The organism is Streptomyces sp. Q6, from assembly GCF_036967205.1.
GTDB lineage: Bacteria > Actinomycetota > Actinomycetes > Streptomycetales > Streptomycetaceae > Streptomyces > Streptomyces citrinus.
In genome coordinates, this window is record NZ_CP146022.1 from 8324310 (window position 1) to 8350721 (window position 26412).

Here is a 26412-nt window from a genome sequence, read left to right on the forward strand (position 1 = left end):
AACCTTCTTGCAGCCCTCCATATCGGCGTCCGCACTCCGCCGTCCCCGAGCGCTCGTGCCCGTGCTCGTCTCGCTCGGGATGCTCGTCGCCGTCGTCAGCAGCCTCGGGGCCCCGCTCATCCCGACCATCGCCGCGCAGGACCACGTCTCCGTCTCCACCGCGCAGTGGGCGCTGACGGTGACGATGCTGGTCGGAGCCGTCGCCACGCCCGTCATGGGGCGCCTCGGCGACGGCCCCCACCGCAAGAACGTCATCCTCACCGGCCTCGCCGCCGTCCTCGCGGGCAGCGTCCTGGCCGCGCTCCCGCTCGGCTTCGTCTGGCTCCTCGCCGGGCGCGCGCTCCAGGGCGTGGGCATGGGCCTCGTCCCGCTCGCCATCGCCACCGCCCGCGACGCGCTGCCGCCGGCCCGTGCCAGGTCGGCCGTGGCGACCCTCTCGCTGACCACCGCCGCGGGCATCGGCCTGGGCTACCCGATCACCGGCCTGTTCGCGGAGTACCTCGGCATGGCCGCGGGCTTCTGGTTCGCCGCCGCCACGGCCGCCGCCGCGCTCGCCGCCACCGTGCTCGTCGTGCCCGCGCCGCCGCACCGGCCCGCCACCCCGATGGACGTCCCCGGCGGGCTGCTGCTCGCCGGCGGCATGGCGGCGCTCCTGATCGCCCTCGCCGAGGGGGAGCGGTGGGGCTGGAGCTCGCTACCGCTCCTCGGCCTCGCCGCGGCGACCGTGATCCTGCTCGGCGGCTGGATCGCGCACTCGCTGCACGCCGCCCACCCCCTGGTACGGATCCGGCTCGTCAGGGACCGTGGCGTGCTCCTCGCCAACCTGACCACGATGGTCGGCGGCGTCGGCACGTACCTCCTGATCTCCCTCGTCACCCGGTACGTCCAGACGCCCACGTCCGCTGGGTACGGCTTCGGCGCGTCCATCGTCGTCACCGGCCTGCTGCTCGTGCCGTTCTCCGCGGCCAGCCTCGTCACCGGCCGTCTCGTGCGGGCGCTGGGCAGTGCCGCGACCCCCGCCCGCATGCTGCCGCTCGGCTGCCTGCTCTCCCTCGGAGCCCTGGTCTGCTTCCTGCTCGGCCGCTCCAGCCTCTGGGGCATCGGCGCGATGATGTTCCTCGCCGGACTCGGTGTCGGCGTGACCTTCGCCGTGACGCCCGGCCTGATCGTCGGCGGCGTGCCCGCGGAGGAGACCGGCAGCGCCATGAGTTTCAATCAGGTCGTGAAGTACATCGGATACTCGACCGGCAGCGCCCTCAGCGCCGTCATCCTCCAGGCCGCCACCGCGCCGGGCGACGCGCTCCCGGCCGACGACGGCTACCGCACCGCGGGCCTCGCCGGCTGCACCGCCTTCGTGATCACCGGCATCCTCGCCGTCGTCCTCACCCGCGTGGGCCCGCGCGACCGGCCCTCCGTCGTCGCGGCCGGGCGGGCCACGCTCGCCGTGGCCGGCGACGAACCGCGCCCCGAACCGAGCCGCCCGTGAGCGCCGGAACCCCCGCCGCGCGCCGCAGTTCGGCCCGCAGCCGCGAGGAACTGCTGCGCGCCGCCACCGAACTCTTCTCCGAGCGCGGCTACGACCGCACCACCATCCGCGAGATCGGCGACCGCGCCGGCGTCGACCCGGCCCTCATCGCCCGCTACTTCGGCAGCAAGCCCCTCCTGTACGTGGAGGTCCTCAAGGCCGAGCACGGTGACACCCCGCCCGACGACCTCCTCACCGCACCCCGGCTGCGGGAGGTCGCCGCACGCGCGGAGCGGCGCGGTCCCGTGCCGCTGCTGCGCGTCGCCGTCCAGCCGCTGAGCGACCCGGCCGCCCAGGACGCCACCCGCGCGGCGCTGCGGGCCCGCCTCGTCGAACCGCTGCGCGCACGCTTCGCCCGCGAGGGCCGAGACCGTCCCGGACTGCGCGCCGACGTCCTCGTCGCCGCGGTCGCCGGCGTCCTGCTCGCCCGCCACTCCGGCGCCTTCGAGGACCTGGCCGACGCCGAGGTCGACGAGGTCGTCGACGTACTCCTGGAAACACTCGACGGCGCCGGCGCGGACCGCGCCTGAACCCTTATCGCTGGCGCCGCCTCAGCGGCCTCGGACAGGATGGACCCATGAAAACGATCTCCTTCGCCCCGACCGGGCCGCAGGCATCCAACGTGATCCTCGGCCTGATGCGTATCGCGGAACTCCCCGACAAGGACATCCGCGCCCTCTACGACAGCGCCCGGGACGCCGGGATCAACACGTTCGACCACGCGGACATCTACGGCCCCGAGCGCCACGCCTGCGAGGAGCGCTTCGGGCAGGCCGTCGAACTCACCGCGGCCGAGCGCGAGTCGATCGTCATCCAGAGCAAGGTCGGCATCCGCTCCGGCTACTTCGACTTCTCCCACGAGCACATCGTGCGCACCGTCGACGAGTCCCTGGCCGCCCTGCGCACCGACTACCTCGACCTGCTCCTGCTGCACCGCCCCGACACGCTCGTCGAGCCGGAGGAGGTCGCCGCGGCGTTCGACGCGCTCCACGCGGCGGGCAAGGTCGTGAACTTCGGCGTCTCGAACCACACCCCGGGCCAGATCGAACTCCTGAAGACCGCGGTGCGGCAGCCGCTCGTCGCGAACCAGGTCCAACTGAGCATCACCCACTGCCCGTTGATCGCTTCGGGCGTGGCCGCCAACATGGCCGGCCTCGACCAGTCCGTCAGCCGCGACAACGGCCTGCTCGACTACTCCCGCCTGAAGGGCATGACCCTCCAGGCGTGGTCCCCGTTCCAGAAGGGCTTCTTCGACGGCGTCTTCATCGGTGACCTCGACAACTACCGCGAGCTGAACGCCGTACTCGACGAGCTGGCCGCCAAGTACGACGTGACGCCGACCGGCATCGCCGTCGCGTGGATCACCCGCCACCCGGCGCACATGCAGGTCGTGCTCGGCACCACCAACCCGGGCCGGGTCGCCGAGTCCGCGGCGGGCTCGGACATCCCGCTCACCCGCGAGGAGTGGTACCGCCTCTTCCGCGCGGCCGGCCACACCCTGCCGTAGGCGGTCCGCCCGCCACGATGTCGAGCGGCGGCCCCGGCCGCCGCTCAGACGGTGACGGAGATGCCGACGACCGGCTTCTTCGGCAGGTGCAGGGTCCTGGCGAACCAGTTCCCGACGCGCGACATGAGGTACCGCCGCGCGAGCAGGGTGCGGGCGGTCGCGGTGCCGGCGTCGTCGAGCAGGCGGGCCGTGCCGGGCAGCGTCGCCGCGTCCGGCGACGTCCGGCCGCGCACGTCGCAGACCGTCACGGTCACCGCCGCGTTGTTGCGGATCCGCCGGACCTTCCAGGAGTCGGCCGGCGTCACGACCAGAAGCTCCCGGTCGCCGCGGACCACGTGCCAGACCGGCGTCGCGACCGCGGTGCCGTTCTTCCGGTACGTGGTGAGGCTGATGTACTTGCTGCGGCTGATCTCGTCCATGGCTGACACGCCCGGAGTCTATCGACCGGGGCCCGGACCGCCCCGCCGCCCGTACGACGTCCCTGCCCCCCAGAACCGTCCTTCACGTCGCCCGGCACCTCGCCGGGCGGCACAACAGACCCTTCCCACCCTGGAGTTGCAGCCCATGCCCTTCGATGTCGCGGCGATCCGCGCTCAGATACCCGCCCTCGCGTCCGGCGCGGCCCGGTTCGACTCGCCGGGCGGGACGCAGACCCCGCGTCCGGTCATCGACGCGATCACCGCCGCACTGACCGAACCGCTGGCCAACCGCGGGCGGACGAACGAGGGCGAGCGCAACGCCGAGCGCATCGTGACCGAAGCCCGCTCCGCCCTCGCCGACCTCCTCGGCACCACGCCCGAGACCGTGGTGTTCGGCCGCAGCGCCACACAGCTCACGTACGACCTGTCCCGGACGCTGGCCAAGACCTGGCGGACCGGCGACGAGATCGTCGTCACCCGCCTCGACCACGACGCCGACATCCGGCCGTGGATCCAGGCCGCGGAGTCGGTCGGCGCCGTCGTCCGGTGGGCCGACTTCGACCCGGTCACCGGCGAGCTGCGCCCCGAGCACATCGCGGCACAACTGTCCGCGCGCACCCGGCTGGTCGCCGTCACCGCGGCCTCGAACATCCTCGGCACCCGCCCCGACCTGCCGGCGATCGCGGCACTCGCCCACGAGGCGGGAGCGCTGCTCCACGTCGACGCGGTCGGCTACGCCGCGCACGCCCTGGTGGACCTCGCCGCGTTCGGCGCCGACACCCTGGTCTGCTCGGCGTACAAGTTCCTCGGCCCGCACCTGGGCGTGCTCACCGGCCGCGCCGCGCTCCTGGAGTCGCTGCGCCCCGACAAGCTGCTCCCGTCCAGCGACGCGGTCCCCGAGCGCTTCGAACTGGGCACGCTGCCCTACGAGTTGCTGGCCGGCGCCCGAGCCGCCGTGGACTTCCTCGCGGGCCTCGACCCGGACGCGCGGGGCACCCGCCGCGAGCGGCTGATCGCGTCCTTCGCCGCGCTGGAGGAGCACGAGCACGTTCTGGCCAAGCGGCTCGACCACGGCCTCGCCGACCTGGACGGCGTCACGGTGCACGCGCGATCCGCCTCCCCGTCCTCGATCCAGCTCTTCACCGTGGCGGGCCACCGGCCGGCCGAGGTCTCCCAGCACCTGTCCGCGCACGGCGTCGAAGCACCCGCCGGATCGTTCTACGCCATCGAGGCCGCGCACCACCTCGGCCTCGGCGCCGAAGGAGGCGTCCGGGTGGGGATCGCGCCGTACAGCACCACGGAGGACGTCGACCGGCTGCTCGCCGCGCTGGCGCTGCTCGTACGCCCCTGACTCGCTCCGCGCACCCGCGCCCGCGTGCGAGACTCGCGGGCATGAACACCGCAGAACCCGAAGCAGCGACGCGGCGCCCCCGCGACACCGCGGCGGCAGCCGGGTCGCCCCGATGATGGCCCGCTCCAAGCTCATCCAGGAGCTGCGCCGTGGCGAGGCGGGCCACAGCAGCGCGGACGCCGCGCTGCTCGTCGAGAACTACACGCACCAGCTCGCCATGCGGCTGCGTGAGGCCGGCCACCGCGCGGCGGCCGATCTGATCGACCCGTGGGCGGGCCGCTGCACCTGCGGCGCGCCCGACGGGGACGACGAGGAGAGCCGGCAGACGCGCAGCTACTGGGACCACTCCCGCGCCTGCTCGCTCGCCTGACCATCGCCCCGCGGGACCGCCGCGACCTACGTAAGCTGGCAGGCATGCGTACGCGACCCACGCTGACCTGGGAACCCACGGGTGACCCGCTGCCGGCCTCGACCGACCTGACAGCCGTCGTCGAGGCCGTGCGCGGGGGCGGCGTCGCCGTACTGAGCGGAGCGGGTCTCTCCACCGAGTCGGGCATCCCCGACTACCGCGGTGAGCACGGCTCGCTGCGCCGCCGGCACACGCCCATGACGTACGAGGAGTTCGTCGGGGACCCGCAGGCCCGGCAGCGCTACTGGGCCCGCAGCCAGCTCGGCTGGCGGGCCATGACCCGGGCCGTCCCGAACACCGGACATCGTGCCGTCACCGCGCTCGCCGAGGCGGGCCACGTCATCGGTGTCATCACCCAGAACGTCGACGGGCTGCACCAGGCCGCCGGAGCCCGCGACGTGATCGAACTCCACGGCAGCCTGAGCCGCGTGATCTGCCTCACCTGCGGCGACCTGAGCGACCGCGCGGAGCTCGACCGGCGGCTGCGGGAGGCGAACCCGGAGTTCGAGGCCGACGCCGCCCGTCACCGGGCCGCACGCGTCAACCCCGACGGAGACGTGGAGCTGCCCCCGGAGGCCGTTCGCGCGTTCCGTGTGGTCCCGTGCACGGTGTGCGGGACCGGCGTGCTCAAGCCGGACGTGGTCTTCTTCGGTGAGAACGTGCCGCCCGAGCGGGTCGAGCGCTGCCGCCGTCTGGTGGCCGGGGCCACCACGCTCCTCGTGCTCGGCTCCTCCCTGACGGTCATGTCCGGGCTGCGCTTCGTGCGCCAGGCGGCCCGGAGCGGCGTACCCGTCCTGATCATCAACCAGGGACCCACCCGCGGGGACCGCTGGGCCGACCAGCGCGTCGAACGGCCGCTGGGCGAGGCCCTGACCGAGATCGTGGCGCGGACGCGCGCCTGATTCGCTCAGCGCCCGGCGTCGCGCGCCACCTGCCGCGCCCACAGCACCAGCGGCACCTGGAGCGGAACCCTGGCCTGGGCCGCGCGCCGCAGCGGCGCCGGACGGTCGCGCCAGTCGACCGCCATCTTGACGTTCGCGGGCGCCACCGCCACGAAGAACGCGGCGGCGGCCGAGGCCGCGCGGGCGCGCGTGTGCGGCAGGGCGATGCCCGCGGCCAGCGCCAGTTCCACGACGCCGCTGGCCTGCGTCCACGTACGCGGTGATCCGGGCAGCGAACGCGGCACGATCGCGTCGAACGGCTTCGGCATCAGGAAGTGCGCGGCCCCCGCCCCGGCCAGGAGACCGGCGAGGAGGTGCGCGGAACGGGCGCGGGACACGGGGATCTCCAGAGGTACGAGGGAGGTGAGGGAGGATGTCGCGCGATCCTACTCACGAGTAAGTCAGGGTGTCGAGACCGGAACGGACCGCGCCGGACGCCCCGGACAGCGCCGACGCCTCGCCGGACGTCAGCCGCGCAGGAGGGCGTTCAGCCGGGCGGCCTGCCGCGTCAGATGATCGCGCTCGGCCAGATTGGACGCCGTCCGCGCCGCCTCCGCGTACAGCCGCGCGGCCGTCCTCGGATCGCCGTCGCGCTCGTGGAGATGGGCGGCCACCGCGGCGTGGCGGGGCAGGGCGGGGTCCAGCGAGGCGAGCGCCGCGAGGCCCGCCCGCGGACCGTCCGCCTCACCGACCGCCACCGCCCGGTTCAGCCGGACGACCGGGCTGTCGGCGATCCGGACGAGCTCGTCGTACCACTCGACGATCTGCACCCAGTCCGTCTCCTCGGCGGTGAGCGCGTCGGCGTGCAGGGCCGCGATCGCGGCCTGGACCTGGAAGGCGCCCAGGCGGTCACGGGCGAGGGCCGACTGGAGGATCACCACCCCCTCGGCGATCGCCCGCATGTCCCACAGCCCGCGGTCCTGCTCCGCGAGCGGTACGAGGCTGCCGTCCGGTGCGGTCCGGCCGGCACGGCGGGCGTGATGGAGCAGTATCAGGGCCAGCAGCCCGCTCACCTCGGGGTGGTCGATCGCGGCGGCGAGCTGCCGGGTCAGCCGGACGGCCTCGGCGGCCAGATCGACATCCCCGGAGTAGCCCTCGTTGAAGACCAGGTACAGCACGCGCAGCACCGTGGCGACATCGCCCGGCCGGTCGAACCGGACCCCGGACACGGTGCGCTTGGCCCGGCTGATGCGCTGCGCCATGGTCGCCTCGGGCACCAGATACGCCTCGGCGATCTGCCGGGTGGTGAGCCCGCCGACGGCCCGCAGGGTGAGCGCGACCGCCGACGACGGCGTCAGCGACGGATGGGCGCACAGGAAGTACAGCTGGAGCGTGTCGTCGGCGGACGGCGCGGGCCCGGGCGGCGGCTCCTCGTCGACGAGGTCCTCGCGCCGCCGCCGGGAGGCGTCCGCCCGCGTCGCGTCGAGGAACCGCCGCCACGCCACGGTGACCAGCCACCCCTTCGGGTCCCGCGGGGGATCGGCGGGCCACACCCGGACCGCCTCGACCAGGGCGTCCTGCACGGCGTCCTCCGCCGCCGCGAAGTCGGCTCCGCGGCGGACCAGAATCCCGAGCACGCCTGGCGTGAGGCTCCTCAGAAGGGCCTCGTCCATGGCCGGGGTCACTCCGTGACGGTGGGCTGCACGCCGTAGAACGGCCGCAGTTCCAGCCACTCGTGGATCGGCTTCCCGCCCGCGCCGGGCGCCGCCGACAGCTCCCCGGCGAGCTCCACGGCACGCTCGTAGCTGTCGACGTCGATCACCATCCAGCCGGCGATGAGGTCCTTCGTCTCGGCGAACGGTCCGTCGGTGACCGGCGGGCGCCCCTCTCCGCCGTACTGGACCCATGTCCCCTCGGGGGCCAGCGCCTGGCTGTCGACGAACTCGCCGCTCTTCTCCAGACGGGCCGCGAAGTCGTTCATGTACCGCAGATGCGCCGAGATCTCCTCCTGCGTCCACTGGTCCATCGGCGTGCCGTCGACCGGGGCCGGAGCGCCTCGGTAGTGCTTCAGAAGCAGGTACTTCGCCATGACGGTTCTCCTCGGTGCTGGTGCGGCCTCGTGTGGTCGCGTTCATCCCTGGGACGGAGCCGGATCCGGGTTCTCGACATCCTCGCCGAAGTACCTTCCCGGCGGCCACCGACGTCCGGCGGCGGCGCCGTCGCCGAGCGTCCCTGACCTGCGACCGCTAGCGTGTCGAGCGGTACATCGGAGAGTCACATGGCGCCTACGGAGAAGCCGGACATCGGTCTGGAAGAGCGGCTGCGTCTCAACGGCGTGGGCAGTTTCGACTGGGATCTCGAGCACGGGACGCTCAGCCTCGACGCGAACTGCCTCGCCGTCCTGGAGCTGCCCGCGCAGGAGTTCCACGGCACGGCCGCGTCGTTGCGCGGGCGCATCCCGCCGGAAGAGGCGGTGCGGATCACCGGCGCCGTGCACAGCGCGGTCTCCTCGCGGGCCGACACGTACGGCGTCTACTTCCAGCTGCGGCTGCCGGACGGCACCTCGCGGCTCAGCCATGTCTCCGGGCACATCCTGCGCGACGGGGACGGCCGGGCCGTGCGCGTCGTCGGCGTCATGCGCAGAGCCCCGAACGAACCGGCCGAGCTGGCCGGCCTCGACTCGGTGGACGCCAAGCGGCGCAGGGTCGCCCTCATGGTCCAGGGCACCACCGAGGCGCTGTCACGCGCGGTCACCGTGGACGATGTCGTGGCCGTGCTGTCCGGCGCGAGCGGACTCGACCGGTTCGCCGCCGACGGGCTCGTCCTCGGACTCGTCGAGGGGGAGTCCCTGAAGCTGATCGCCCTGGTGGGACAGTCCATGGAGGCCCTCGCGGAGCTCAAGCTCCACCAGATCGACGAGTCCCTGCCGCTCGCCGAGGTCGTGATGAGCCGCAGACCCCGCTTCGTCTGTTCCCTCGCCGATCTCTCGCACCGCTTCACCCGCCTCGGCCCGTACATCGATCAGCTCAATCTCGACTCGGCCGCGTTCCTGCCGCTCGTCGCCCAGGACCGCGCCATCGGCGGCCTCGCGCTCTTCTACCGGGGCCGCAGGGAGTTCTCCGACGCCGACCGCAACCTCTGCATCGGCCTGTCCGGCATCGTCGCCCAGTCGCTGCAACGGGCGATCCTCTTCGACGAGGAACGCGACCTGGCCACCAGCCTCCAGGCCACCATGCTGCCCCGCGACATCCCCGTCGTGCCGGACACCGAAGTCGCCGTGCGCTACCACGCCGCCTGGGGCGGGCGCGAAGTGGGCGGGGACTTCTACGACGTCATCCAGCTGCCGCGCGGCCGCTTCGGCATCGTCGTCGGGGACGTCGAGGGACACGACACGCACGCCGCCGCGATCATGGGCCAACTGCGCATCGCCCTGCGGGCGTTCGCGGGGGAGGGGCACTCGCCCGCGACCGTGCTCTCGCGCACCTCCCGCTTCCTCGCCGAGCTGGACACCGAACGGTTCGCGACGTGTACGTACGCCCAGTTCGACCCCGCCACGGGCATCGTCCGCGCGGTCCGCGCCGGGCACCTGCCCCCGCTCGTCCGGCACGTCGACGGCCGGGTCGGCATTCCCCGGCTGCGCGGCGGACTCCCGCTGGGGCTCGCCACCGACTTCGACCTGGAGGACTTCCCCGAGGTACGGATCGACCTCGTGCCCGGCGAGACGCTCGTGCTGTGCACCGACGGACTCGTGGAGGAACCCGGGCTCGACCTGGACGCCGGCCTGGAGGCCCTGGCCACCGCGCTCGGCGCGGCGCCCGAGTCGGCGGACGCCGTCGCCGACCACCTCTCCCGGTCCCTGTGGCAGAAGTGGGACAGCGGCGACGACGTCGCCCTGCTCGTGCTGCGCCGCGTGCCCGACCCGGGCACCCCGCGGGCGCCGCGCATCCACCGGTACGTGCACCAGGCGGACCCGGAGGGCCTGGCCGACGCCCGGCAGGCGCTGCGCGAGCACCTGGAGGCCTGGGGCCTCGCCGAGGTGGCCGACGACGTCGAGGTCGCCGCCGGGGAACTCCTCGTCAACGCCCTCGTGCACACCGACGGAGGCGCCGTCCTCACCCTGGAGGTCCTCACCGGACCGCCGCGCCGGGTCCGCCTGTGGGTCAAGGACCGCTCCAGCACCCGCCCCCGCCGCCGCACCCCGGGCGAGACGGCGACCTCCGGGCGGGGGATGCTCCTCGTGGACGCCACCGCGACGCGCTGGGGCGTCGAGCCGCGCGGCGAGGGCAAGGCCGTCTGGTGCGACTTCCAGGTCCCGGACGACTGACCGGACCTGACCCGGCCCGACCCGACCGGCCGGTTCGGCCCGGCAGTTCGGGACGGCAGGTTCGGGACGGTTGTCCGCTTGGATTGCCCCGGTCGGCCCCTTACTGTGCCTTCAGGCCGGGCGAAGCTTGATGCCGCAGGACGTACCTCAGTGGACGCCCGGTGCCTGGCTGCCGAGTTCCGACAAGTCGTGCGCGCGGCGTGCGCGAGGGGGAGGGCCCGGTCATGGCGGATGTGCCGCGGATTCTGCTGGTCGACGACCACGAGGCGACCCTGCTCGCGCTGGAGGGCGCACTGGCCCCGCTGGGCCACCCCGTGGAACGCGCCACCGGCGGCGCCCACGCCCTCAAGTCCGCCCTGAGAGGCGGCGTCGGCCTGGTCGTGATGGACGTCCTGATGCCGGCCCTGAGCGGCCTGGAGGTCGCCCGCTACCTGCGCCGTCTCGACCAGACCTACGGCATCCCGATCCTCCTGATCACCGGTATGCCGCTGGACGACGAACTCGCCGTCGAGGCCCTAGAGATCGGCGTCGCCGACGTGATCACCAAACCGATCGACCTCAACGCGCTGCGCATCAAGGTGAATTACCTGATGCGGCGACCGGAGAGCGACCTCGCCTGACCCGCCGTACGCTGCGCCCATGGACGAGATCGACGGAGTGCAGGTCGCCGCGTTCCCCGACGCGGGGGCGTTCGAGACGTGGCTCGCCGCGCACCACACGCGCACCGAGGGAGTGTGGGTCAAGGTCGCCAAGAAGCGGTCCGGCATCCCGTCGGTCACCGATGACGAACTGGTCGACATCGGCCTCTGCTTCGGCTGGATCTCCGGACAGCGCCGCTCCCTCGACGACGCGTACTACCTGCAAAAATACCTGCCGCGCAGACCGAGGAGCGTGTGGTCACGGGTCAACGTCGACAAGGTCGCCCGGCTGACCGACGAGGGACGGATGCGTGAGCCCGGACTCGCCGAGGTGCGCAAGGCACAGGAGGACGGACGGTGGGGGGCGGCCTACGCCTCGCAGCGGACGGCCGAGGTGCCCGACGACCTGGCGTCCGCGCTCGCCGCCGACCCCGACGCCGCGAGGGCGTTCGAGGCCCTCGACCGGACGCGGCGCTACCAGCTGATCCTGCCGCTGCTCCAGGCCCGTACACCACGTACCAGGGAGGCGCGGGTCCGCAAGGCTTTGGACGCCCTGAGCGGCGCCGCGGCAGACGGTGACGGAAATCCGGAACGACAGGCATAGATAGCCGAGGGTCCACGCGTCCTGGGGGTGTCAGTACAACGGGAGGACGTATGGACCCGCAGGACCAGGAGAGATTCCGGGAGTTCGTCGACGCCCGGTGGGGGGCCTTGCTGCGGCTGGCGAACATGCTCACCGGGGGAGACCGGCACGAGGCCGAGGACCTCGTGCAGACGGCTCTGATGAAGGCGCTCGGGCGGTGGCGCCACGTCGAGGATCCGGAAAGCTATGTGCGCAAGGTGATGTACCGCCACCAGATCAGCCGCTGGCGGCTGCTCAGACCGCACCGGGAGACGACGTTCGCCGTACCGCCGGCGAATCTCGGCGTGCCCGACGGCACGGCCACCGCCGATCTGCGGATCGCCGTGGGCCAGGCGCTGGCCCGGCTGACCCCGCGGCAGCGCACGATGCTCGTACTGCGCTACTTCGAGGACCTGTCCGAGACGGAGGTCGCCCACGTCCTGGGCTGCTCGGTCGGCACCGTCCGCAGCACCACGCACCGGTCACTGGCCCGACTGCGCACCCTCGCGCCGGAGTTGGGCGGCCGCGCACGCCTCGCCGCCCCCGTCCCCAGCAGCCACGCCCCGAAGGGAGCCCACACGTGAACACCGACCAGATGGACCGCACGATCAGGGACGTCCTGAACAACTGGACGCCGGACAGCCCCGCGGCTCCCGCGGGCCTCGTGGACCGCCTCGTGCGCCGCCGTCGGCGCCGCGGCCTCGTACGGGCGGGCGGCGCGGCCCTCGCGATCGCCGGGGTCACCGTCGGCGCGATCATGGTCACCGGCACGGGCGGCCAGGGCGGGGAACCCCGCCCGGCCGGACAGGTGAGCAAGGAGAGCAGGCTCTGGTGGCGGACCACACTGCCCACGTCCTCGCTGGACGCCTGCACCACCGGCCCCGGCGCCGTGTACTGCCGGTCCGCCGCGTACGACGCCGTCAGCCTCGACATCGGTACGGGAAAGATCGCGTGGCAGCGCAAGGGCCAGGACCCCAATGGCGGGGCCAGTCCGGCGGGTCGGCTGCCCGGTGTCCGTGACGGCGTGCTGTACACCTTCGCCGATCACGCCCCGAAGAAGCCCCGGCCCGGCACCGACCTGGTCGCCCTCGATGTCGAGAGCCGGCGCGTGCTGTGGCGGCACGAACTGGCCGACGACAGCCGTGGGCCGGTCTCCGCCATCATGTTCGAGCGAGGGATCCTCGCCAACACGCCCACCTTCAAGAAGGTCGCCGCGCTGGACGGGAAGACCGGCCGGACGCTGTGGACCCACGCGTGGAAGCAGGCCGACTGCGACCGCGCGGTGATCGGCGGAGTCCCGTATCTGACGTGTTCACCGGACAGCGAGAAGGCACCGCAGCGGAGCACCGTCGTCCGCCTCGACCCGGCGACCGGTGCGGCGCGGACGGTCGCGACCGTCAAGGGCATGACCACCCTGCTGGGCACCGACGGGGACACCGTGCTCCTCGGCGGCCCGGCAGGGGACCGGAGGTCGTTCGGCGACCCGGGGCCCGTCACCCTGACCCGGGTCGACACCCGTTCCGGGAAGATCACGCAGCACCGCGCCGACCGCCTGCCCTGGGGCGTGGTCGCGGACGGCGTCATCCTCGGGACCGACGGCAGGGGCCGTGCCGTCGCCTACTCGGCCGACGACGGCACCCGGCTCTGGTCGCGCGACCTCGGCCTGAAACTGCGGAAGAACCCGCGCGACAGCGCGCTGCGGGAGCTGCCGTCGGCCGCCGCCGTGGACCTCGACGCCCGGCTGGCGTACTTCATGGACCCCTCCGGGAACCTCGTCGGCGTCGACCTCGGCAGCGGCGAGGTGCGCTGGCGCGACCGGGTCGCGCTGCCCAAGACCCCGGCGAACGCCGGAGTCGCGCCGGAGCTGATGGTCCATGACCACGGTCTCGTCGGCCAGACCGGCGGTGAACTCTTCCGGATCGAGCCGAAGGTGAAGTAGCCGGACCGGTTGCTCAGGTCTTGCTCAACTCTGTTCGTTTCCGGCCGGATACGGGGCATGGTCAGTACACCACCGGATGATCGAACGTGGCAGGGCGGAGGTCCGCCCTGCCACCCGGTGGGCGCGACGGGAGGGAGTGGTCATGGCCAAGGCGGTACGGGCCTCGCTGGGGGACATGTGGATCACCTGCCAGGTCTGCAAGAGCGACCTCTTCCGTGAGCGAGGCGTCAAGCTCAACAGCACGGGTGGCGAATTGTTCAACCTGGCGTGGGCGGACGAGACCGCGACGGGCCTGATCTGCCGGCGCTGCGGCTTCGTGCACCTCTTCGTCAACCGGGGGATCGCCCTGCACCGCGTGAAGGACTGACGGCCCGCGGACGTGCGCGGGCGCTGCGGAGTCGTGCGGATCACTCCGTCCGTACGGCGGCGACCGCGACGTCGTGGCGGGCGGAGCCCCCGTCGCGACCGGCGAAGCGGGCCACCGCGGCGCCCAGTTCGACCTTGAGGTCGTCGGGCATCGGCTCGCTGCCGACCGTGGAGTCCAGGAGTCTGCGGGCCACGGTGTGCAGCTTGGTGTTGGTGCGCTGGGAGACGCTGACCAGCGTCTCCCACGCGTCCTCGGGGCCGAGTCCGAAGGCCGCGACGAGGATGCCGCGGGCGACGTCGATCAGGCCCCGGCTGTGCATCGCCTGACGGAGCTGTGCGACTTCGACGCGCAGAGCGGCCTCGTCCTCGTCCTCAGAGGGGAGTTCACGCTCCGTGCCGGACGTCAGATGGCACGGGTCGACGCTCAGCAGAATCTCGACGGACGCGGGGCCGCTCGACCGGACGCCGTCGAGACGCACGTCGATCCCGTTCTCCGCGCCCAGCACGGCGGAGTGGAGCGTCTCCCGTACGTGCTCGTCGACCTCGGTGTCGAGGTCGAGATCCCCGCGCACGCCGACGACCGTGCGGTCGCCGTCGGGCCGGGGAAAGAGTGTCAGTCCCGACAGTCGTCGCACCCCGCCGGTCGGCGACGCGACGCAGCCGGACGACACCGCCCCCTCAGCGGACCATGCGGACTCTGGCATCGCCGTCTCCCCTGGTGCTCTGGCGGACGCTCCTCCTTCGTTCAGGTTGGCGCCCCGACCCAATACACGTCAAGAGATACAGGAAGTCAAGTTCAGGTATTCTCTGACGCGAACTACAGGGCCTACGATTCAGGTATGGGTGGAGCGCCGGAATCACACACAGGGTGGACGTTCATCACGAATCACGCGCGCGTGCTCGCCGCGATCGCCGAGGATCAGACCGCGCGGATCAGGGACATCGCCGCGCACTGTCGGCTCACCGAGCGGGCCGTGCAGAAGATCATCTCGGATCTGGAGCAGAGCGGGTTCCTGTCCCACACGAGGGAGGGACGGGGTAACACGTACAGCATCGAGCCGAGCAAGATCCTGCGTCATCCGGCCGAGGCCGAGGCGGGGCTGACGGTGGCGTCCCTGCTCGCGCTGCTCATCCGGGACGAGGCGCATCGCGCCGACGAGTTCCACACCGGGCAGCGGTTCCACGCGGACCACGGCTGACGTCCTCGGTCGTCGCTCGTCCGATCCGTTCAAGACCACGCGGCGCACGGCCCGCTAGCCTCAGGCCATGACCAGTACGCGCGGCACGGAATCCCGCCACGTCAGCGTCCGCATCGACCGCAGCGTCGAGGACGTCTACGCCTTCGCCTCCGACCCGGCCCATCTGCCGGCGTGGGCCCAGGGCCTCGGCGGAACCATCGAGAACATCGACGGCGAGTGGGTCGCCGCGTCCTCGCCGATGGGACGGGTCGTGGTGGCCTTCGTACCCGCCAACGACCTGGGCGTACTCGACCACGACGTCACGCTGCCCTCCGGGGACACGGTCCACAACCCGGTCCGGGTGATCGCCGACGGACCGGGCAGCGAAGTGGTCTTCACCTTGCGCCGACAGCTCGGGACGAGCGACGAGGCGTTCCGCCGGGACGCCGAGATGGTGACGGCGGACCTCGCCCGACTCAAGAACCTCCTGGAACACGCCTGAGCCCGGAGCGGCCGTTTCCGCCCGGGGCGGGTCAGGTGAGTCGAGGTGCTCAGGTGTACGCCCTGTGCGTCGGCCGCGGGGTCGGCGGTGTTCCTCCTTCCCCAGGCACCGGTTGCGGCTGCCTGTGACGTACGTGCTGAGCAGGTCACCGGCACTGAACGGTGACTTCCTGAACGGAGTTGTTCGCGAAACCGCCCTGGTTCCAGGGTTGCTGGAGCGGCTGGGTGTGTCCGTGCACGTCCGTGGCGCGGGCGGTCAGCAGGTGCGGGCCCGGGGTCGGGTCCCAGGTGATGCGCCAGGCCTGCCACGCGTGGCTGTCCGCGGGGCGCGGCGCGACCTCGGCGTCGCGCCAGGTGTGTCCGTGGTCGGTGCTGACCTCGACGCGGGCGATGGGGCCGTGCCCCGACCAGGCGCGTCCGTGGAGGGACGTGAGGCCGGGACGGACGAAGCGGGTGCGCGTCATGAAGTCGGGGAATCCGGGAGGGATGATCAGGGCGCGCGGCGCGATCCGGGTGACGGGCTCGCCGGGGTCCTCGGGCCGGTCGCGCAACCGGTAGGCCACCGACTGCTGGTATCCGGTGAAGGGGGTGCCGGTCAGCGTGATGTCGCACAGCCACTTCACGTGCGACATTCCGTACCAGCCGGGTACCACCAGGCGGAGCGGAAAGCCGTGTTGGGGAGGCAGCGGCCGGCCGTTCATCGCGTAGGCGAGCAGCACGTCGTCCGCCACGGGCAGCGGCAGGCTGCGCTGATAGTCCTGCTCCACGCCCCGTTCGATCCCGTGGTCCGCCCCGGTGAACACCGCTTCGACCGCTGTCGACTCCACCCCCGCCTGTTCGAGAACGGCGCGCAGCGGCACGCCGGTCCACTCGGCGCAGCCCACCGCTTCCACGAGCCAGGGCTGGCTGATGGGGCGGGGAACGAGCCGGGCGCGCCCGTTGCCCGCGCACTCCATCACGACGTGGCGGGTGACGGCCGGCATCTCCTGGAGCTGAGCCAGGCTGAGGGTCAGGTCGGTGCGCACCCGCCCGGTCACCGACAGCTTCCAGTCGTCGGCCCGCACGTCGGGGATGTCGTAGTGGACCAGGACGTAGTGCAGGCCGGGCGGCGTGACGTCGTAGCGCAGGGCTTCCAGCGGCTGACCGTGATTGCGGGTCGCCAACGCGAGTTCGTCGAGCGTGATGCCGTCGACGTCACCGGCAGCGGCGGGCGGACGAGGCACGACGGATGCGGCGTTTGGGCTGGTTGATGGGGTTTCCATAGCCTTCATCGTCGTCCTGGCGGACGCGGCTGGCTAGGCGTCGTGAGGGAAACGCGGCATCAGGCGGCCTCGACACCTTCCCCGACTCGGCTCCGTGCCGCGGGCGCGACCCTGCCGATCACGGTGGCGAGGGTCGCTCCGAGAAGGCTGACGCCGACCATTGTCAGCCAGGTCGCGGCCGCGCCGCTCGACAGCAGCCCGGAGAGAGCGACCGGAGCGACCGCCCCTGCCACGGTCACGGCGAGTTGGTTGAGGGCCAGGTACCGGCCGCGGAGCGCGTCCGGGGCGCTCTCCGCGGCGACCGTCGACGCGACGGGCCCGCCGAGCATCTCGCCGAGCGTGTAGCCGACCGCGCCGAGCAGGACGACGGCGACCGCGAGCGAGAGCGCCGACATCTGCCCGGCGGCGAGGAACAGCAGATAGCCGACAGCGAAGCAGGCGTGTCCGGCGACGAGCACGCGACTGCGGACGCGTCCGCCGAGCCGCCCGAGGAGGACGCCCTGACCGAAGCCGACCATCAGGGTGTTGAGCGTGAAGACCACCCCGGCCGTCCAGCCCGGCAGTCCCAGCACGTCCACGGTGTAGAGAGGAACCGCGACGTTGAGGGCGAACAGCGAGAGTGCGAAGCACAGTTGATGCCCGACGACCGTCAAATACCGCCGGTCCCGGAGCACGCGCCGCCACCCGCCGGCGGCATCGTGGCCCGCACTCGGACGAGCGTTCGGAACGGCCCGCATCAGAGCGAAGGCGGCAACATAGGACAGGGCGTTGACAGCCACGATCGCCACGTAGACGCCGTGCGTGCCGATGCTCACGGCGACGGCGGAGAGCAGCCCGCCCACCGCGTACCCGAGATTGCGCACGGACCCGAGGAGGGCGAACCAGCGCTCGCGTCGACCGGGTGCGGCCAGCGCCGTGACGGTCACGCCGTAGCAGCCGAAGAACACGGCCCGACCTGCGTTGTTCACCCACGCGCAGAGCACGATCTGCCAGACGTGCCCCGCCACGAGATACCCGGCGAACCCGAGCGCCTGAGCCAGATTCGCCGCCTGTAGCACGGGAGTCGCCCCGTACCGGTCGACGAGCCCCCCGACCAGAGGCCCGGCGGGCAGCGCCAGCAGCCCGGCCGTCGTCAGGGCCGCGCCCACCTGCAACAGCGTCAGAGAGGTCGTGGCCAGGAAGTAGAGGAGCGAGACGGGGGTGAAGACGCCGCTGCCGATCGAGTCGATGACGATCGCCGCGACGAAACGGCCATGACGGGTCACCGAGGAACGGACCATGAAATCGGAAGGAGCCACGACCCGCACGGTATAAATCCGATACCGGTATCTACAACGCTACTGATCGCTGTCGCTGTCGCTGTCGCTGTCGCTGTCGCTGTCGGTCTCGGTCGGTGGTGCCTCGACGGGAAAGAGGATCGGGCTGATCAGGTACTGGGTCCGGTCGGGTGATGGCTCGTTGGACAGGTGCGGGGCGATCGCCTTCCGCATTCCGTCGATCATCCCGTGCAGTTCCCCGGCGCCGAGCCAGACGGCGTGCTGCCGGTAGCCGACGAGGTCGGCCACCGGGTCGGCCGTGTCGCGGTCGAGATACGCGGTGAACTCGGCGGTCAGGACCGCCAGAGCGGCGGCGAAGGCGCGGCGATGGTCGTCGGGCGAGAGCGAGTTGGCCGTCTCCGCGGTGATCCCCGCACGGTCGCGGCGCAGCCGGTAGCGGCGCTCGACCGCGCCGCGCACCCGCCGCTCCCGGGCGACTTCCAGGACCCCGCCGGCCGCGAGCAGATCGACGTGCCGATAGACCGTGGCCTTCGAGACGTCCCGGATGCGGTCGCAGAGTTCGGCCGTCGTCAGTTCCCGGCCGCCGCGCATCGCGTGAACCACGCGCAACCGCACCGGGTGGGCCAAGAGTTCGAAAGGATCCATCCCGTAATGATCTCATGCGGTGATACCGTTCGCAGGTATTGAGAAAGGTTGTGACGGGATGCCTGACGACGCTGCGACAGAGTCCATGACCGGCTCGGAACTCGCCTGGATGCCACCGCCCTACGCCGAGCCCGGACGGTTCGGCGAGCATGAAGTCACCGTCGGCACCGGCCCGTTCGCGGTGTCGGGCACGATGAGCGTCCCCCGCGGCCAGGCCCCCGGCCCCGGCGTGGTGCTGCTCGCCGGTGGTGGGCCGTTCGACCGCGACGAGACGAGCGGACCGAACAAACCGCTCAAGGACCTGGCCTGGGGGCTCGCCGGCCGCGGGACGACGGTGCTGCGCTTCGACAAGCCGACCCGCGCCCACCGCGATGCGAGCGCGGCAGCGGATCTGACGATGACGCAGGAGTACGTGCCGTACGCCGTCGACGCGGTCGGCCTGCTCCGCAGCCATCACTCGGTGGACCCCGAGCGGGTCTTCGTGCTCGGTCACAGCATGGGTGGCAAGGTCGCCCCCGCTGTTGCCGCCGCCGCGCCCTCGGTGGCGGGACTGGTGATCATGGCCGGTGACACGCAGCCGATGCACCATGCCGCTGTCCGGGTCGTCAGCCACCTCGCCGCCGTGCTCCCTGACCAGGTGCCCCCTACGGTCATCGAGACCTTTCGGCGACAGGCCGCGCTGGTCGACAGCGCGGAGCTGACTCCTTCGACCCCAGCGGCGGATCTGCCGTTCGGCCTGTCCGCGCGGTACTGGCTCGAACTGCGTGACTACGACCCGGTCACGATCGCGGCCGGACTCCGCAGGCCGATGCTCATCCTCCAGGGAGGGCGCGACTACCAGGTGACCGTCGCCGATGACCTGGCGCGATGGCGGTCGGGTCTGGCCGGCCGCCCGGAAGTCGACATCCGCGTCTACGAAGCCGACAACCACCTGTTCTTCCCCGGAGCGGGACCGTCCACCCCGGTGGAGTACGGAACCCCGCAGCATGTCGACCCTGCTGTCATCGCCGACATCGCCCATTGGCTGAGCCAAGGTCAGGGATGAGTGGGCGCGCCGCCCGCGGAGGAGGACGAGTGCGGCCCTGGGCCCCGGGACAGCAGGAGAGCGGAGAAGTCACATGCCCCGCTGCGCCGCGCTCTGAGGGGCTGTGGCCGGTGCCGTCAGGTCGAGGAGGCGCAGGGCGTCGTGGTCGGGGCTGCCGGGCTCGGCGGTGTAGACGCCGATGCGCTGGCCAGGGGTGCCTTCGACGTGCAAGGACTGGGACGTGAGGGTGAGCGTGCCGACCTGCGGGTGCTGGAACGTCTTGTGCGTGGGCTTGCGGCCCGTCACCTCGTAGCGCTCCCACAGGCCCGCGAAGTCCGGGCTCTTGAGGAGGAGTTCACCGACGAGGTTCGTCAGGTCGGGGGCGTCGGGAGCCGTGCCGGCGATGGCGCGCAGGCGGGCGACACAAGCGGTGATCTGCCGGTCCCAGTCGGTGAAGAGGTCGCGGGCCTGGGGGTGCAGGAAGAGGTAGCGGGCGAGGTTGCGGTGCTTGGCCGGCCAGTCGTCCAGGCCCGCGTAAAGCGCCAGGCCCCCCGGGTTCCACGCGAGCATGTCCATGCTGCGGCTGATGACGTACGCGGGGTTCGGGCGGAGCGCGTCGAGCAGCAGCTTGAGGTGGGGGCGCACGGTGCGGCTGGGCGCTGGCGGTGGCTCGGGGGCGTAGCGGGCGGCCCGCGCCGCGAGCTCGCGCAGATGATGGTGCTCCTGGTCGTCCATGTCCAGGGCGCGGGCCAGGGAATCGAGGACCGCGGGGCTCGGCCGGGTCTCCTTGCCGCGTTCCAGACGGACGTAGTAGTCGATGCTGATGCCGGCGAGGGTGGCCAGCTCCTCCCGGCGCAGGCCGGGGGTGCGGCGGATGCCGGTGCCGACGGTGAGGCCGACCTGTTCGGGGCTGGTCTGAGTGCGGCGGGCGCGCAGGTAGCGGCCCAGCTCGGCGCCTTCGCTGTGCGCGCTGTCGGATGCCATGCCTCCAGTTTCACTCGGAGAGCAGCCTGTGCGCCGGTCGGTGGGGGGCCCTGTCATGACCCCCGAAGAGCCCGCCCTGCCACATCGGCGCGATCCGGGCGAAGGTGGAGGAGCAAGACGCCGGCAGCCGCGCGAGAGTGAGGGTGCCGGGCGCCGCCATGAACCGGAGAGGGCGAGATGCACTACATCAACCTGCGTGACCTGGAGGTTTCCCGGATCGGCCTCGGCGCGATGGGCATGTCCCACGGCTATACCGGCTCCGGGACGGACGACGCGGAGTCGATCAGGACCGTGCACCGCGCCCTGGAACTGGGCGTCACGCTCATCGACACCGCAGAGATCTACGGGCCGTACACGAACGAGGAACTGCTCGGACAGGCGCTGAAGGGCCGCCGCGACCAGGTGGTGCTGGCCACGAAGTTCGGCCTCGTCTCGCACAGCGGCGAGGGCGCGTGGAACCTGGACTCCACCCCGGCCAACATCCGCGCGGCCGTCGAGGGCTCCTTGAAGCGCCTCGGCACGGACCACATCGACCTGTACTACCAGCACCGCGTCGACAAGAACACGCCGATCGAGGAGACCGCCGGGGCCGTCGCCGAGCTGATCCAGGAGGGCAAGGTCCGGGCCTTCGGTCTCTCGGAGGCCGGTCCTGACACGATTCGGCGCGCCCACGCCGTCCAACCGGTCACCGCGGTGCAGTCCGAGTACTCCCTGTTCACCCGCGGCATCGAGGAGCGCGTCCTGCCGGTACTGCGGGAACTGAACATCGGCCTGGTGCCGTTCTCCCCGCTGGGCCGGGGCGTCCTGACGGGGACCGTCCGCTCCACCGACGCGTTCGCCGAGGACGACTTCCGCCGCGGCAACCCGCGCTTCACGGGCGAGAACTTCCAGCGGAACCTCGCGCTCGCCGACGAGGTCAAGGGCCTGGCCGACGAGGTCGGAGCCACGCCCGCGCAGGTCGCGCTCGCCTGGCTGCTGGCTCAAGGTGACTTCATCGCCCCCATCCCCGGCACCAAGCGGGTCTCCCGTGTCGAGGAGAACACGGCCGCCGACGCCGTCACGCTCACCGCCGAGCAGCTCGCCCGGCTCAGCAGCCTGCCGCCCGCCGCGGGTGACACCCACACCGAGGCTCAGGCGCGGATGCTCGAGCGCTGACCTCCCGTACAACGATCCCCCATTTGGAGTAGTGCCTCTCATGCGCGCAGCAGTGATGTACGGAGCCGGCGACGTCCGCGTCGAAGACCGGCCCGACCCGAAGATCCTCAAGCCCGGCGACGCCGTGGTCCGTGTCGTCGTTGCCTGCGTGTGCGGCAGCGACCTGTGGCCCTACGGATCGATGCCCGCCACCGCGACGGGCCGACCCATGGGCCACGAGTTCCTGGGCGTTGTCGAGGAGACCGGCGAGGACGTGAGCGGCCTGAAGGCCGGTGATCTGGTCGTCGCCCCGTTCACGTACAGCGACAACACCTGCGACTACTGCGCCAAGGGACTGCACATCTCGTGCCGCGACGGAGGCCGCTACGGCTTCGACGACGTCGACGGCGGTCAGGGCGAGGCCGTCCGCGTCCCGCACGCGGACGGCACCCTGGTGAAGCTGCCGGTGGCCGCCGACTCCGCGCTGCTGCCGTCCCTCCTCGCCCTGTCGGACGTGATGACCACCGGCCACCACGGCGCGGTCACCGCAGGCGTCGGCCGCGGTGACGCGGTGCTGGTCGTCGGCGACGGCGCGGTCGGCCTGTGCGCCGTGATCGCCGCGAAGCGGCTCGGCGCGGACCGGATCGTGCTCGCCGGACGCCACGAGACCCGTACCGACCTGGGCCGCCACTTCGGTGCCACCGACGTGGTCGCCGCGCGCGGCGAGGAAGGCGTCACCCGCATCCGGGAACTCACCGGCGGCGTGGACAAGGTGATCGAGGCGGTCGGCACCCGGCAGGCGCTGGACACCGCGCTCGGCGCGGTCCTGGACGGCGGCACCATCAGTCGCCTGGGCGTCCCGCAGTACGAGCAAGTCCCCATCGGCCCGGCCGAGTTCATGCGGAACATCACGCTGACCGGCGGCGCCAGCCCGGCCCGCGCCTACATCGAGCAGCTCCTGCCCGACGTCCTGGACGGCACGATCGCCCCCGGCCGCGTCTTCGACCGGGAATTCCCCCTGGACGGGACGCCGGACGCCTACCGGGCGATGGCCGACCGCCAGGTCCTCAAGGCCCTGATCCGCCCCTGACCTCACGCCCCTCTCCTCTTCCCTCCCCGCACGTCAAAGGACGCTTCCCCATGCAGTACGCAACCCTGAACAACGGCGTCGAGATGCCGCTCCTCGGCTTCGGCGTCTACCAGATCCCCGCCGACGACACCGAACGCGCCGTCTCCGAGGCTCTCGCCGCCGGATACCGTCTCCTCGACACGGCCGCCGCATACGGCAACGAAGAGGCCGTCGGCCGCGCCATCAAGTCCAGCGGCATCGCCCGCGACGACCTGTTCGTCACCACCAAGCTGTGGGTCCAGGACGCACCGGCCGAGGAGAACACGCGCCGCGCCTTCGAGACATCGCTGACCAAACTGGGCCTGGACCACATCGACCTGTACCTGATGCACCAGCCCTACGGCGACGTCTACGGCCAGTGGCGCGCCATGGAGAACCTCAACCGCGAGGGCCGCGCCAAGGCGATCGGCGTCGCCAACTTCTCCCCGGACCGGCTGCTCGACCTGATCCTCAACAACGAGATCACCCCGCAGGTCAACCAGATCGAGACCCACCCCTTCTTCCAGCGCGCCGACGACCAGAAGCTGATGGCCGAGCACGGCGTGCAGATCCAGTCCTGGGGCGGCTTCGCCGAAGGCAAGAACGACCTGTTCACCAACCCGCTGCTCACCGAGATCGGCAAGGAGTACGGCAAGTCCGTGGCCCAGGTCGTCCTGCGCTGGCTGACCCAGCGCGGCGTCATCGCCATCCCCAAGTCCGTCCGTGCCGAGCGCATGGCCGAGAACTTCGACGTCTTCGACTTCGAGCTCACCGACGAGCAGGTGACACGGATCGCGACCCTCGACACCGGCGGCTCGCTGTTCTTCGACCACCGCGACCCGGAGATGGTCGCCTGGCTCGCGGCGCGACGCCTGGACGCCTGACCCGCACACGTAAGGGGGCGAGCGGTATGCCGCGCCACCGCCGGCAGCCGCCCGCCCCTTCCTGCACCCACGTACCCCAGGCGCGAAGGACGTCGTCACCCGGTCTCAGGTGAGGGTGACGGTGAGGAGGCCGGTCTGCTGGATGATGGTGGAGTTGAGGCAGTCGAGGACGCTGAGGCTCGGGTAGACGGCGATGCGTTCGGAGACGGCGCCGAGCCCGTAGCCCGCGGTGACGGTGCCGGTGGAGGTGACGATCTCCTGGTTCGCGGCGTGGACGACGGTCGTGACCGGGTAGGTGATGGTGCTCGTCTGCCCGTTCTGCCAGTGGTACGTGACCACGTTCTGGACCAGGGTGTCGCCCAGCCCCTGGGCGAGGCAGCTCACCTGCTGGTCGAAGGCGGTCGTGGCGGTGCCTGCGGTGAACGGTCCCGTGCAGCTGCCGCCCCCGGCCGTCCCGAGTTCCTCCGTCACCGTCTGGTGGGTCTGCCGGGGGAGCGGGCCGAGCGGCGGGGAGTAGTCCACGGTGGCTGTGCCCGAGCAGACGATGAGCGGGGAGTCGGCCTCCGCCGGAGCGGCTGTGGCGACGAGTGCCGCGGTGAGAGCGAGGACGCCTGAGAAGGCGGGGATGGGCTTGCGCATGATCTTCTCCTGGCCCGGGATGTCGAACGTGCGGTGCTGCGGTTCCACGGCCGGATCGTCGCACGGGCGACGCCCCTGACGAGGAGAGGCAGGCGTGTCTGCGCGCGCCGCGATGCGCGGGAGGGGGAGCTGGTGCTGGGCGCGGTACGTGTGACGGACCGATAGAGGAAGGGTGCGGGCCCGGCCGGTCGGGGGCAAGGAGTTCGGGCCGACCTGGTACGGCTGGGGCGGGGGAGGGGCGCGAGGCGAAGCGCGGGGCGCGCGTGGGGTGGTGAAGCGTTTCTCCGCGCGCCCGGTGGCGGGCATTCGACCTGCCGGTCGTCGGGAGGGTCGGTGCAGGGCCCGGACCACCGCTCAGTCGGCGCCCGCGAGGACCCACGCGTCCGTGTCCGCGTACCGCCTGATCCCCGTGCCGTCCTCGACGGAGCTACCGACCAGGTGGAGCCGTACGGACCGCCATCGGTGTCCGGTGAAGCCGTCGAGGCCGGCGGCCGCCTCGGTGACGGACGTGGTGTCGTACCGCCGGGCGCGAGCCAGTGTCAGGTGGGGGCGCAGAGGGCGTTGGGGGACGGCGATCTCGCAGTCCGCGACCCGCGCCCGTACCTCACGGGCCAGCCGCCGCAATCCGTCCAGGTCGCCCGCCACGCCGCTCCACAGCACCCGCGCGTCGAAGTGCCCGCCCCCGCGCAACCCGAGTTCGGGGGAGGGGTGGGACGCGGCCAGGTCCGCGAGCGGCGCACGCAGTCGCTGGACGGACCGCACCGGCAGCTCGCCGAGGAACGCCAGGGTGATGTGCCAGTCCTCGATGCGGTTCCACCGCAGGTGGGGGTAGGCGGCGTAGGCAGGGCGCAGCGCGTGTTCCAGCTCCGTCTTCGCGGGGTCGGTCGGGGCGAGGGCGATGAACGCGCGCATGGTGGCGGGCTCGGGCAGTTCGGTCACGGACACCTTCGTACCGCATCGACCTCTCCGCCCGCGGACCGCGGTCCCGCCCCGGGGTCGGCCGAGGGGCGGACGCGCCGCCTGCGGCACGTCCGCCCCGCTCCGCATCCACCATCACGCCGCATCCGCCGACTCACTTCGGCGCGCCGCAGAATCAACGACCGGAGTGCTGGTGCTCGGTGTCGGTCTCCGTCTCGGTCGCGGTCTCGGTCTCGATCTCTGCCCGTCGGTCGGAGCGGGGCTGGGCCTACCTCCTGGTTCTGGATCGTCATGGGGCCGTGATGGCCTCCCGCACCGTAGGCCTGGCCATCACCGGAGCGCGACCGTCCGTTCTTGGCGGCACGCTCGTCGACATCACCCTTACCGATGGTGGCGACGATCGGCCATCGCCGGCGTCCCGCCCGATCTGGGCAGAGTGGTATCACGGCCCGCCGGCAGAGTCCAACCTGTGGGCGCCGTACGACTCGCAGGGCAGGGCCGCGTGGCTGGACCTCACCACCCGTGCCTGGCGGGTGTCCGCGCCCCGGCCGGACCACTCCGGCGGCGAGTACCACCTCGACGGCCGGTTCGTCACGGACGTTCCCGGGCTGCACTGCGCGATCGCCGAGGCCCTGCTCGGGCCCGGCCGCTACTTCGGCCGGGAGTGGAACGCGTTCAAGGACTGCCTGAGCGGTGGATTCGGAGTGGCCCCGCCGTTCACCTTGACCTGGCACGACTCCGAGATCGCGCGCCGCGCGCTGGCGGACGTGGTGGAGGGTCCGAAGGACGGACTCTCCTACTTCGAGGACATCGTGCGGCTCCTCGAACGGTGCGGCGTCACGGTCGTGCTCCGGTGAGCCGCATGCGCCCGAGCGCA

Annotated in this window: 30 protein-coding genes; 19 read left to right on the top strand and 11 right to left on the bottom strand. The window is 72.1% G+C overall.

Annotated elements, in window-relative coordinates; translation table 11 throughout:
• Positions 1-7 precede the first annotated feature (7 nt).
• Genes V2W30_RS38290 through V2W30_RS38300 form a run of 3 tightly spaced genes read left to right on the top strand, consistent with a single transcriptional unit; the run spans position 8 to position 3032 of the window.
• Entirely contained in the window at positions 8-1486 is a 1479-nt protein-coding gene (locus V2W30_RS38290) for an MFS transporter (protein WP_338703198.1), read from the top strand.
• On the top strand, positions 1483-2055 hold the full coding sequence (locus V2W30_RS38295; RefSeq protein WP_338703199.1) for a TetR/AcrR family transcriptional regulator: 573 nt from the start codon (positions 1483-1485) through the stop codon (positions 2053-2055). The genes V2W30_RS38290 and V2W30_RS38295 overlap by 4 nt, the downstream gene beginning before the upstream one ends.
• Positions 2056-2102: 47 nt before the next feature.
• Complete coding sequence (locus tag V2W30_RS38300; protein ID WP_338703200.1) at positions 2103-3032, top strand: aldo/keto reductase; 930 nt, start codon at positions 2103-2105, stop codon at positions 3030-3032.
• A gap of 44 nt (positions 3033-3076) precedes the next feature.
• Here the strand turns inward: V2W30_RS38300 and V2W30_RS38305 are convergent, their stop codons facing one another.
• Positions 3077-3451: a PPOX class F420-dependent oxidoreductase gene (locus V2W30_RS38305; RefSeq protein WP_338703923.1), complete on the bottom strand. Its 375-nt coding sequence runs from the start codon at positions 3449-3451 to the stop codon at positions 3077-3079.
• Between the two features lie 145 nt (positions 3452-3596).
• On the opposite strand from V2W30_RS38305, the gene V2W30_RS38310 reads away from it, so the two are divergent.
• From V2W30_RS38310 to V2W30_RS38320, 3 genes are all read left to right on the top strand, one after another.
• Positions 3597-4802, top strand: a complete 1206-nt coding sequence (locus V2W30_RS38310; protein ID WP_338703201.1) for a cysteine desulfurase-like protein — start codon at positions 3597-3599, stop codon at positions 4800-4802.
• Between the two features lie 112 nt (positions 4803-4914).
• Complete coding sequence (locus tag V2W30_RS38315; RefSeq protein WP_338703202.1) at positions 4915-5172, top strand: hypothetical protein; 258 nt, start codon at positions 4915-4917, stop codon at positions 5170-5172.
• Positions 5173-5216: 44 nt separating this feature from the next.
• On the top strand, positions 5217-6113 hold the full coding sequence (locus V2W30_RS38320) for an NAD-dependent protein deacetylase (protein ID WP_338703203.1): 897 nt from the start codon (positions 5217-5219) through the stop codon (positions 6111-6113).
• A 5-nt stretch (positions 6114-6118) separates the two neighbouring features.
• Here V2W30_RS38320 and V2W30_RS38325 read toward each other — a convergent pair whose 3' ends face one another.
• The 3 genes from V2W30_RS38325 to V2W30_RS38335 form a co-directional block, all read right to left on the bottom strand.
• On the bottom strand, positions 6119-6490 hold the full coding sequence (locus V2W30_RS38325; protein WP_338703204.1) for a hypothetical protein: 372 nt from the start codon (positions 6488-6490) through the stop codon (positions 6119-6121).
• Between the two features lie 129 nt (positions 6491-6619).
• Positions 6620-7765 carry an RNA polymerase sigma factor gene (locus V2W30_RS38330; protein ID WP_338703205.1) on the bottom strand — a complete coding sequence of 382 codons (1146 nt, stop codon included), beginning with the start codon at positions 7763-7765 and terminating at the stop codon, positions 6620-6622.
• 8 nt (positions 7766-7773) lie between these two features.
• Complete coding sequence (locus tag V2W30_RS38335) at positions 7774-8181, bottom strand: YciI family protein (protein WP_338703206.1); 408 nt, start codon at positions 8179-8181, stop codon at positions 7774-7776.
• Positions 8182-8370: 189 nt separating this feature from the next.
• Here V2W30_RS38335 and V2W30_RS38340 point away from each other — a divergent pair, with 189 nt between their 5' ends.
• The 6 genes from V2W30_RS38340 to V2W30_RS38365 all read left to right on the top strand — a co-directional run bounded on the left by V2W30_RS38340 (position 8371) and on the right by V2W30_RS38365 (position 13982).
• Positions 8371-10416, top strand: coding sequence for a SpoIIE family protein phosphatase (locus V2W30_RS38340; RefSeq protein ID WP_338703207.1), 2046 nt, complete (start codon positions 8371-8373; stop codon positions 10414-10416).
• Positions 10417-10640: 224 nt separating this feature from the next.
• A complete protein-coding gene (locus V2W30_RS38345) occupies positions 10641-11036 on the top strand; it encodes a response regulator (protein ID WP_338703208.1) in 396 nt (131 codons plus the stop codon).
• A gap of 19 nt (positions 11037-11055) precedes the next feature.
• Positions 11056-11658, top strand: a complete 603-nt coding sequence (locus V2W30_RS38350; RefSeq protein WP_338703209.1) for a YdeI/OmpD-associated family protein — start codon at positions 11056-11058, stop codon at positions 11656-11658.
• Between the two features lie 50 nt (positions 11659-11708).
• Positions 11709-12260: a SigE family RNA polymerase sigma factor gene (locus V2W30_RS38355; protein ID WP_338703210.1), complete on the top strand. Its 552-nt coding sequence runs from the start codon at positions 11709-11711 to the stop codon at positions 12258-12260.
• Complete coding sequence (locus tag V2W30_RS38360) at positions 12257-13615, top strand: PQQ-binding-like beta-propeller repeat protein (protein WP_338703211.1); 1359 nt, start codon at positions 12257-12259, stop codon at positions 13613-13615. Before V2W30_RS38355 ends, V2W30_RS38360 begins: the two co-directional genes overlap by 4 nt.
• 142 nt (positions 13616-13757) lie before the next feature.
• Entirely contained in the window at positions 13758-13982 is a 225-nt protein-coding gene (locus V2W30_RS38365) for a hypothetical protein (RefSeq protein ID WP_338703212.1), read from the top strand.
• A 40-nt stretch (positions 13983-14022) separates the two neighbouring features.
• Here V2W30_RS38365 and V2W30_RS38370 read toward each other — a convergent pair whose 3' ends face one another.
• Positions 14023-14685 carry an ANTAR domain-containing protein gene (locus V2W30_RS38370; RefSeq protein ID WP_338703213.1) on the bottom strand — a complete coding sequence of 221 codons (663 nt, stop codon included), beginning with the start codon at positions 14683-14685 and terminating at the stop codon, positions 14023-14025.
• 135 nt (positions 14686-14820) lie between these two features.
• Here V2W30_RS38370 and V2W30_RS38375 point away from each other — a divergent pair, with 135 nt between their 5' ends.
• Positions 14821-15180 (top strand): helix-turn-helix domain-containing protein, encoded by a 360-nt coding sequence (locus V2W30_RS38375; protein ID WP_338703214.1) that lies wholly within the window; start codon positions 14821-14823, stop codon positions 15178-15180.
• A 67-nt stretch (positions 15181-15247) separates the two neighbouring features.
• Complete coding sequence (locus V2W30_RS38380; protein ID WP_338703215.1) at positions 15248-15661, top strand: SRPBCC family protein; 414 nt, start codon at positions 15248-15250, stop codon at positions 15659-15661.
• 145 nt (positions 15662-15806) lie between these two features.
• On the opposite strand, the gene V2W30_RS38385 is transcribed toward V2W30_RS38380, so the two are convergent.
• The 3 genes from V2W30_RS38385 to V2W30_RS38395 are packed head-to-tail and all read right to left on the bottom strand — an operon-like array spanning position 15807 to position 18844.
• Positions 15807-16922, bottom strand: a complete 1116-nt coding sequence (locus V2W30_RS38385; RefSeq protein ID WP_425244645.1) for a sulfite oxidase — start codon at positions 16920-16922, stop codon at positions 15807-15809.
• 59 nt (positions 16923-16981) lie between these two features.
• The gene (locus tag V2W30_RS38390) at positions 16982-18220 is read right to left on the bottom strand and encodes an MFS transporter (RefSeq protein ID WP_338703217.1); all 1239 of its coding nucleotides are present in this window, start codon (positions 18218-18220) and stop codon (positions 16982-16984) included.
• A 39-nt stretch (positions 18221-18259) separates the two neighbouring features.
• Positions 18260-18844 (bottom strand): helix-turn-helix domain-containing protein, encoded by a 585-nt coding sequence (locus tag V2W30_RS38395; RefSeq protein ID WP_338703218.1) that lies wholly within the window; start codon positions 18842-18844, stop codon positions 18260-18262.
• Between the two features lie 58 nt (positions 18845-18902).
• On the opposite strand from V2W30_RS38395, the gene V2W30_RS38400 reads away from it, so the two are divergent.
• A complete protein-coding gene (locus V2W30_RS38400; protein WP_338703219.1) occupies positions 18903-19889 on the top strand; it encodes an alpha/beta hydrolase family protein in 987 nt (328 codons plus the stop codon).
• Between the two features lie 69 nt (positions 19890-19958).
• On the opposite strand, the gene V2W30_RS38405 is transcribed toward V2W30_RS38400, so the two are convergent.
• Positions 19959-20852 (bottom strand): helix-turn-helix transcriptional regulator, encoded by an 894-nt coding sequence (locus tag V2W30_RS38405; protein WP_338703220.1) that lies wholly within the window; start codon positions 20850-20852, stop codon positions 19959-19961.
• A gap of 177 nt (positions 20853-21029) precedes the next feature.
• On the opposite strand from V2W30_RS38405, the gene V2W30_RS38410 reads away from it, so the two are divergent.
• From V2W30_RS38410 to V2W30_RS38420, 3 genes are read left to right on the top strand one after another with little or no spacing between them, the layout of a single operon-like run.
• On the top strand, positions 21030-22007 hold the full coding sequence (locus tag V2W30_RS38410) for an aldo/keto reductase (protein ID WP_338703221.1): 978 nt from the start codon (positions 21030-21032) through the stop codon (positions 22005-22007).
• Between the two features lie 40 nt (positions 22008-22047).
• Positions 22048-23076: a zinc-binding dehydrogenase gene (locus V2W30_RS38415; protein ID WP_338703222.1), complete on the top strand. Its 1029-nt coding sequence runs from the start codon at positions 22048-22050 to the stop codon at positions 23074-23076.
• Positions 23077-23126: 50 nt separating this feature from the next.
• A complete protein-coding gene (locus V2W30_RS38420; protein WP_338703223.1) occupies positions 23127-23978 on the top strand; it encodes an aldo/keto reductase in 852 nt (283 codons plus the stop codon).
• Between the two features lie 105 nt (positions 23979-24083).
• On the opposite strand, the gene V2W30_RS38425 is transcribed toward V2W30_RS38420, so the two are convergent.
• Together V2W30_RS38425 and thpR are read right to left on the bottom strand one after the other, a co-directional pair.
• Positions 24084-24665: a hypothetical protein gene (locus V2W30_RS38425; protein ID WP_338703224.1), complete on the bottom strand. Its 582-nt coding sequence runs from the start codon at positions 24663-24665 to the stop codon at positions 24084-24086.
• A gap of 306 nt (positions 24666-24971) precedes the next feature.
• A complete protein-coding gene (thpR, locus tag V2W30_RS38430; RefSeq protein WP_338703225.1) occupies positions 24972-25556 on the bottom strand; it encodes an RNA 2',3'-cyclic phosphodiesterase in 585 nt (194 codons plus the stop codon).
• A 281-nt stretch (positions 25557-25837) separates the two neighbouring features.
• Between thpR and V2W30_RS38435 the strand changes: the two genes are divergently transcribed.
• The gene (locus V2W30_RS38435) at positions 25838-26392 is read left to right on the top strand and encodes a barstar family protein (protein WP_338703226.1); all 555 of its coding nucleotides are present in this window, start codon (positions 25838-25840) and stop codon (positions 26390-26392) included.
• Positions 26393-26412 lie beyond the last annotated feature (20 nt).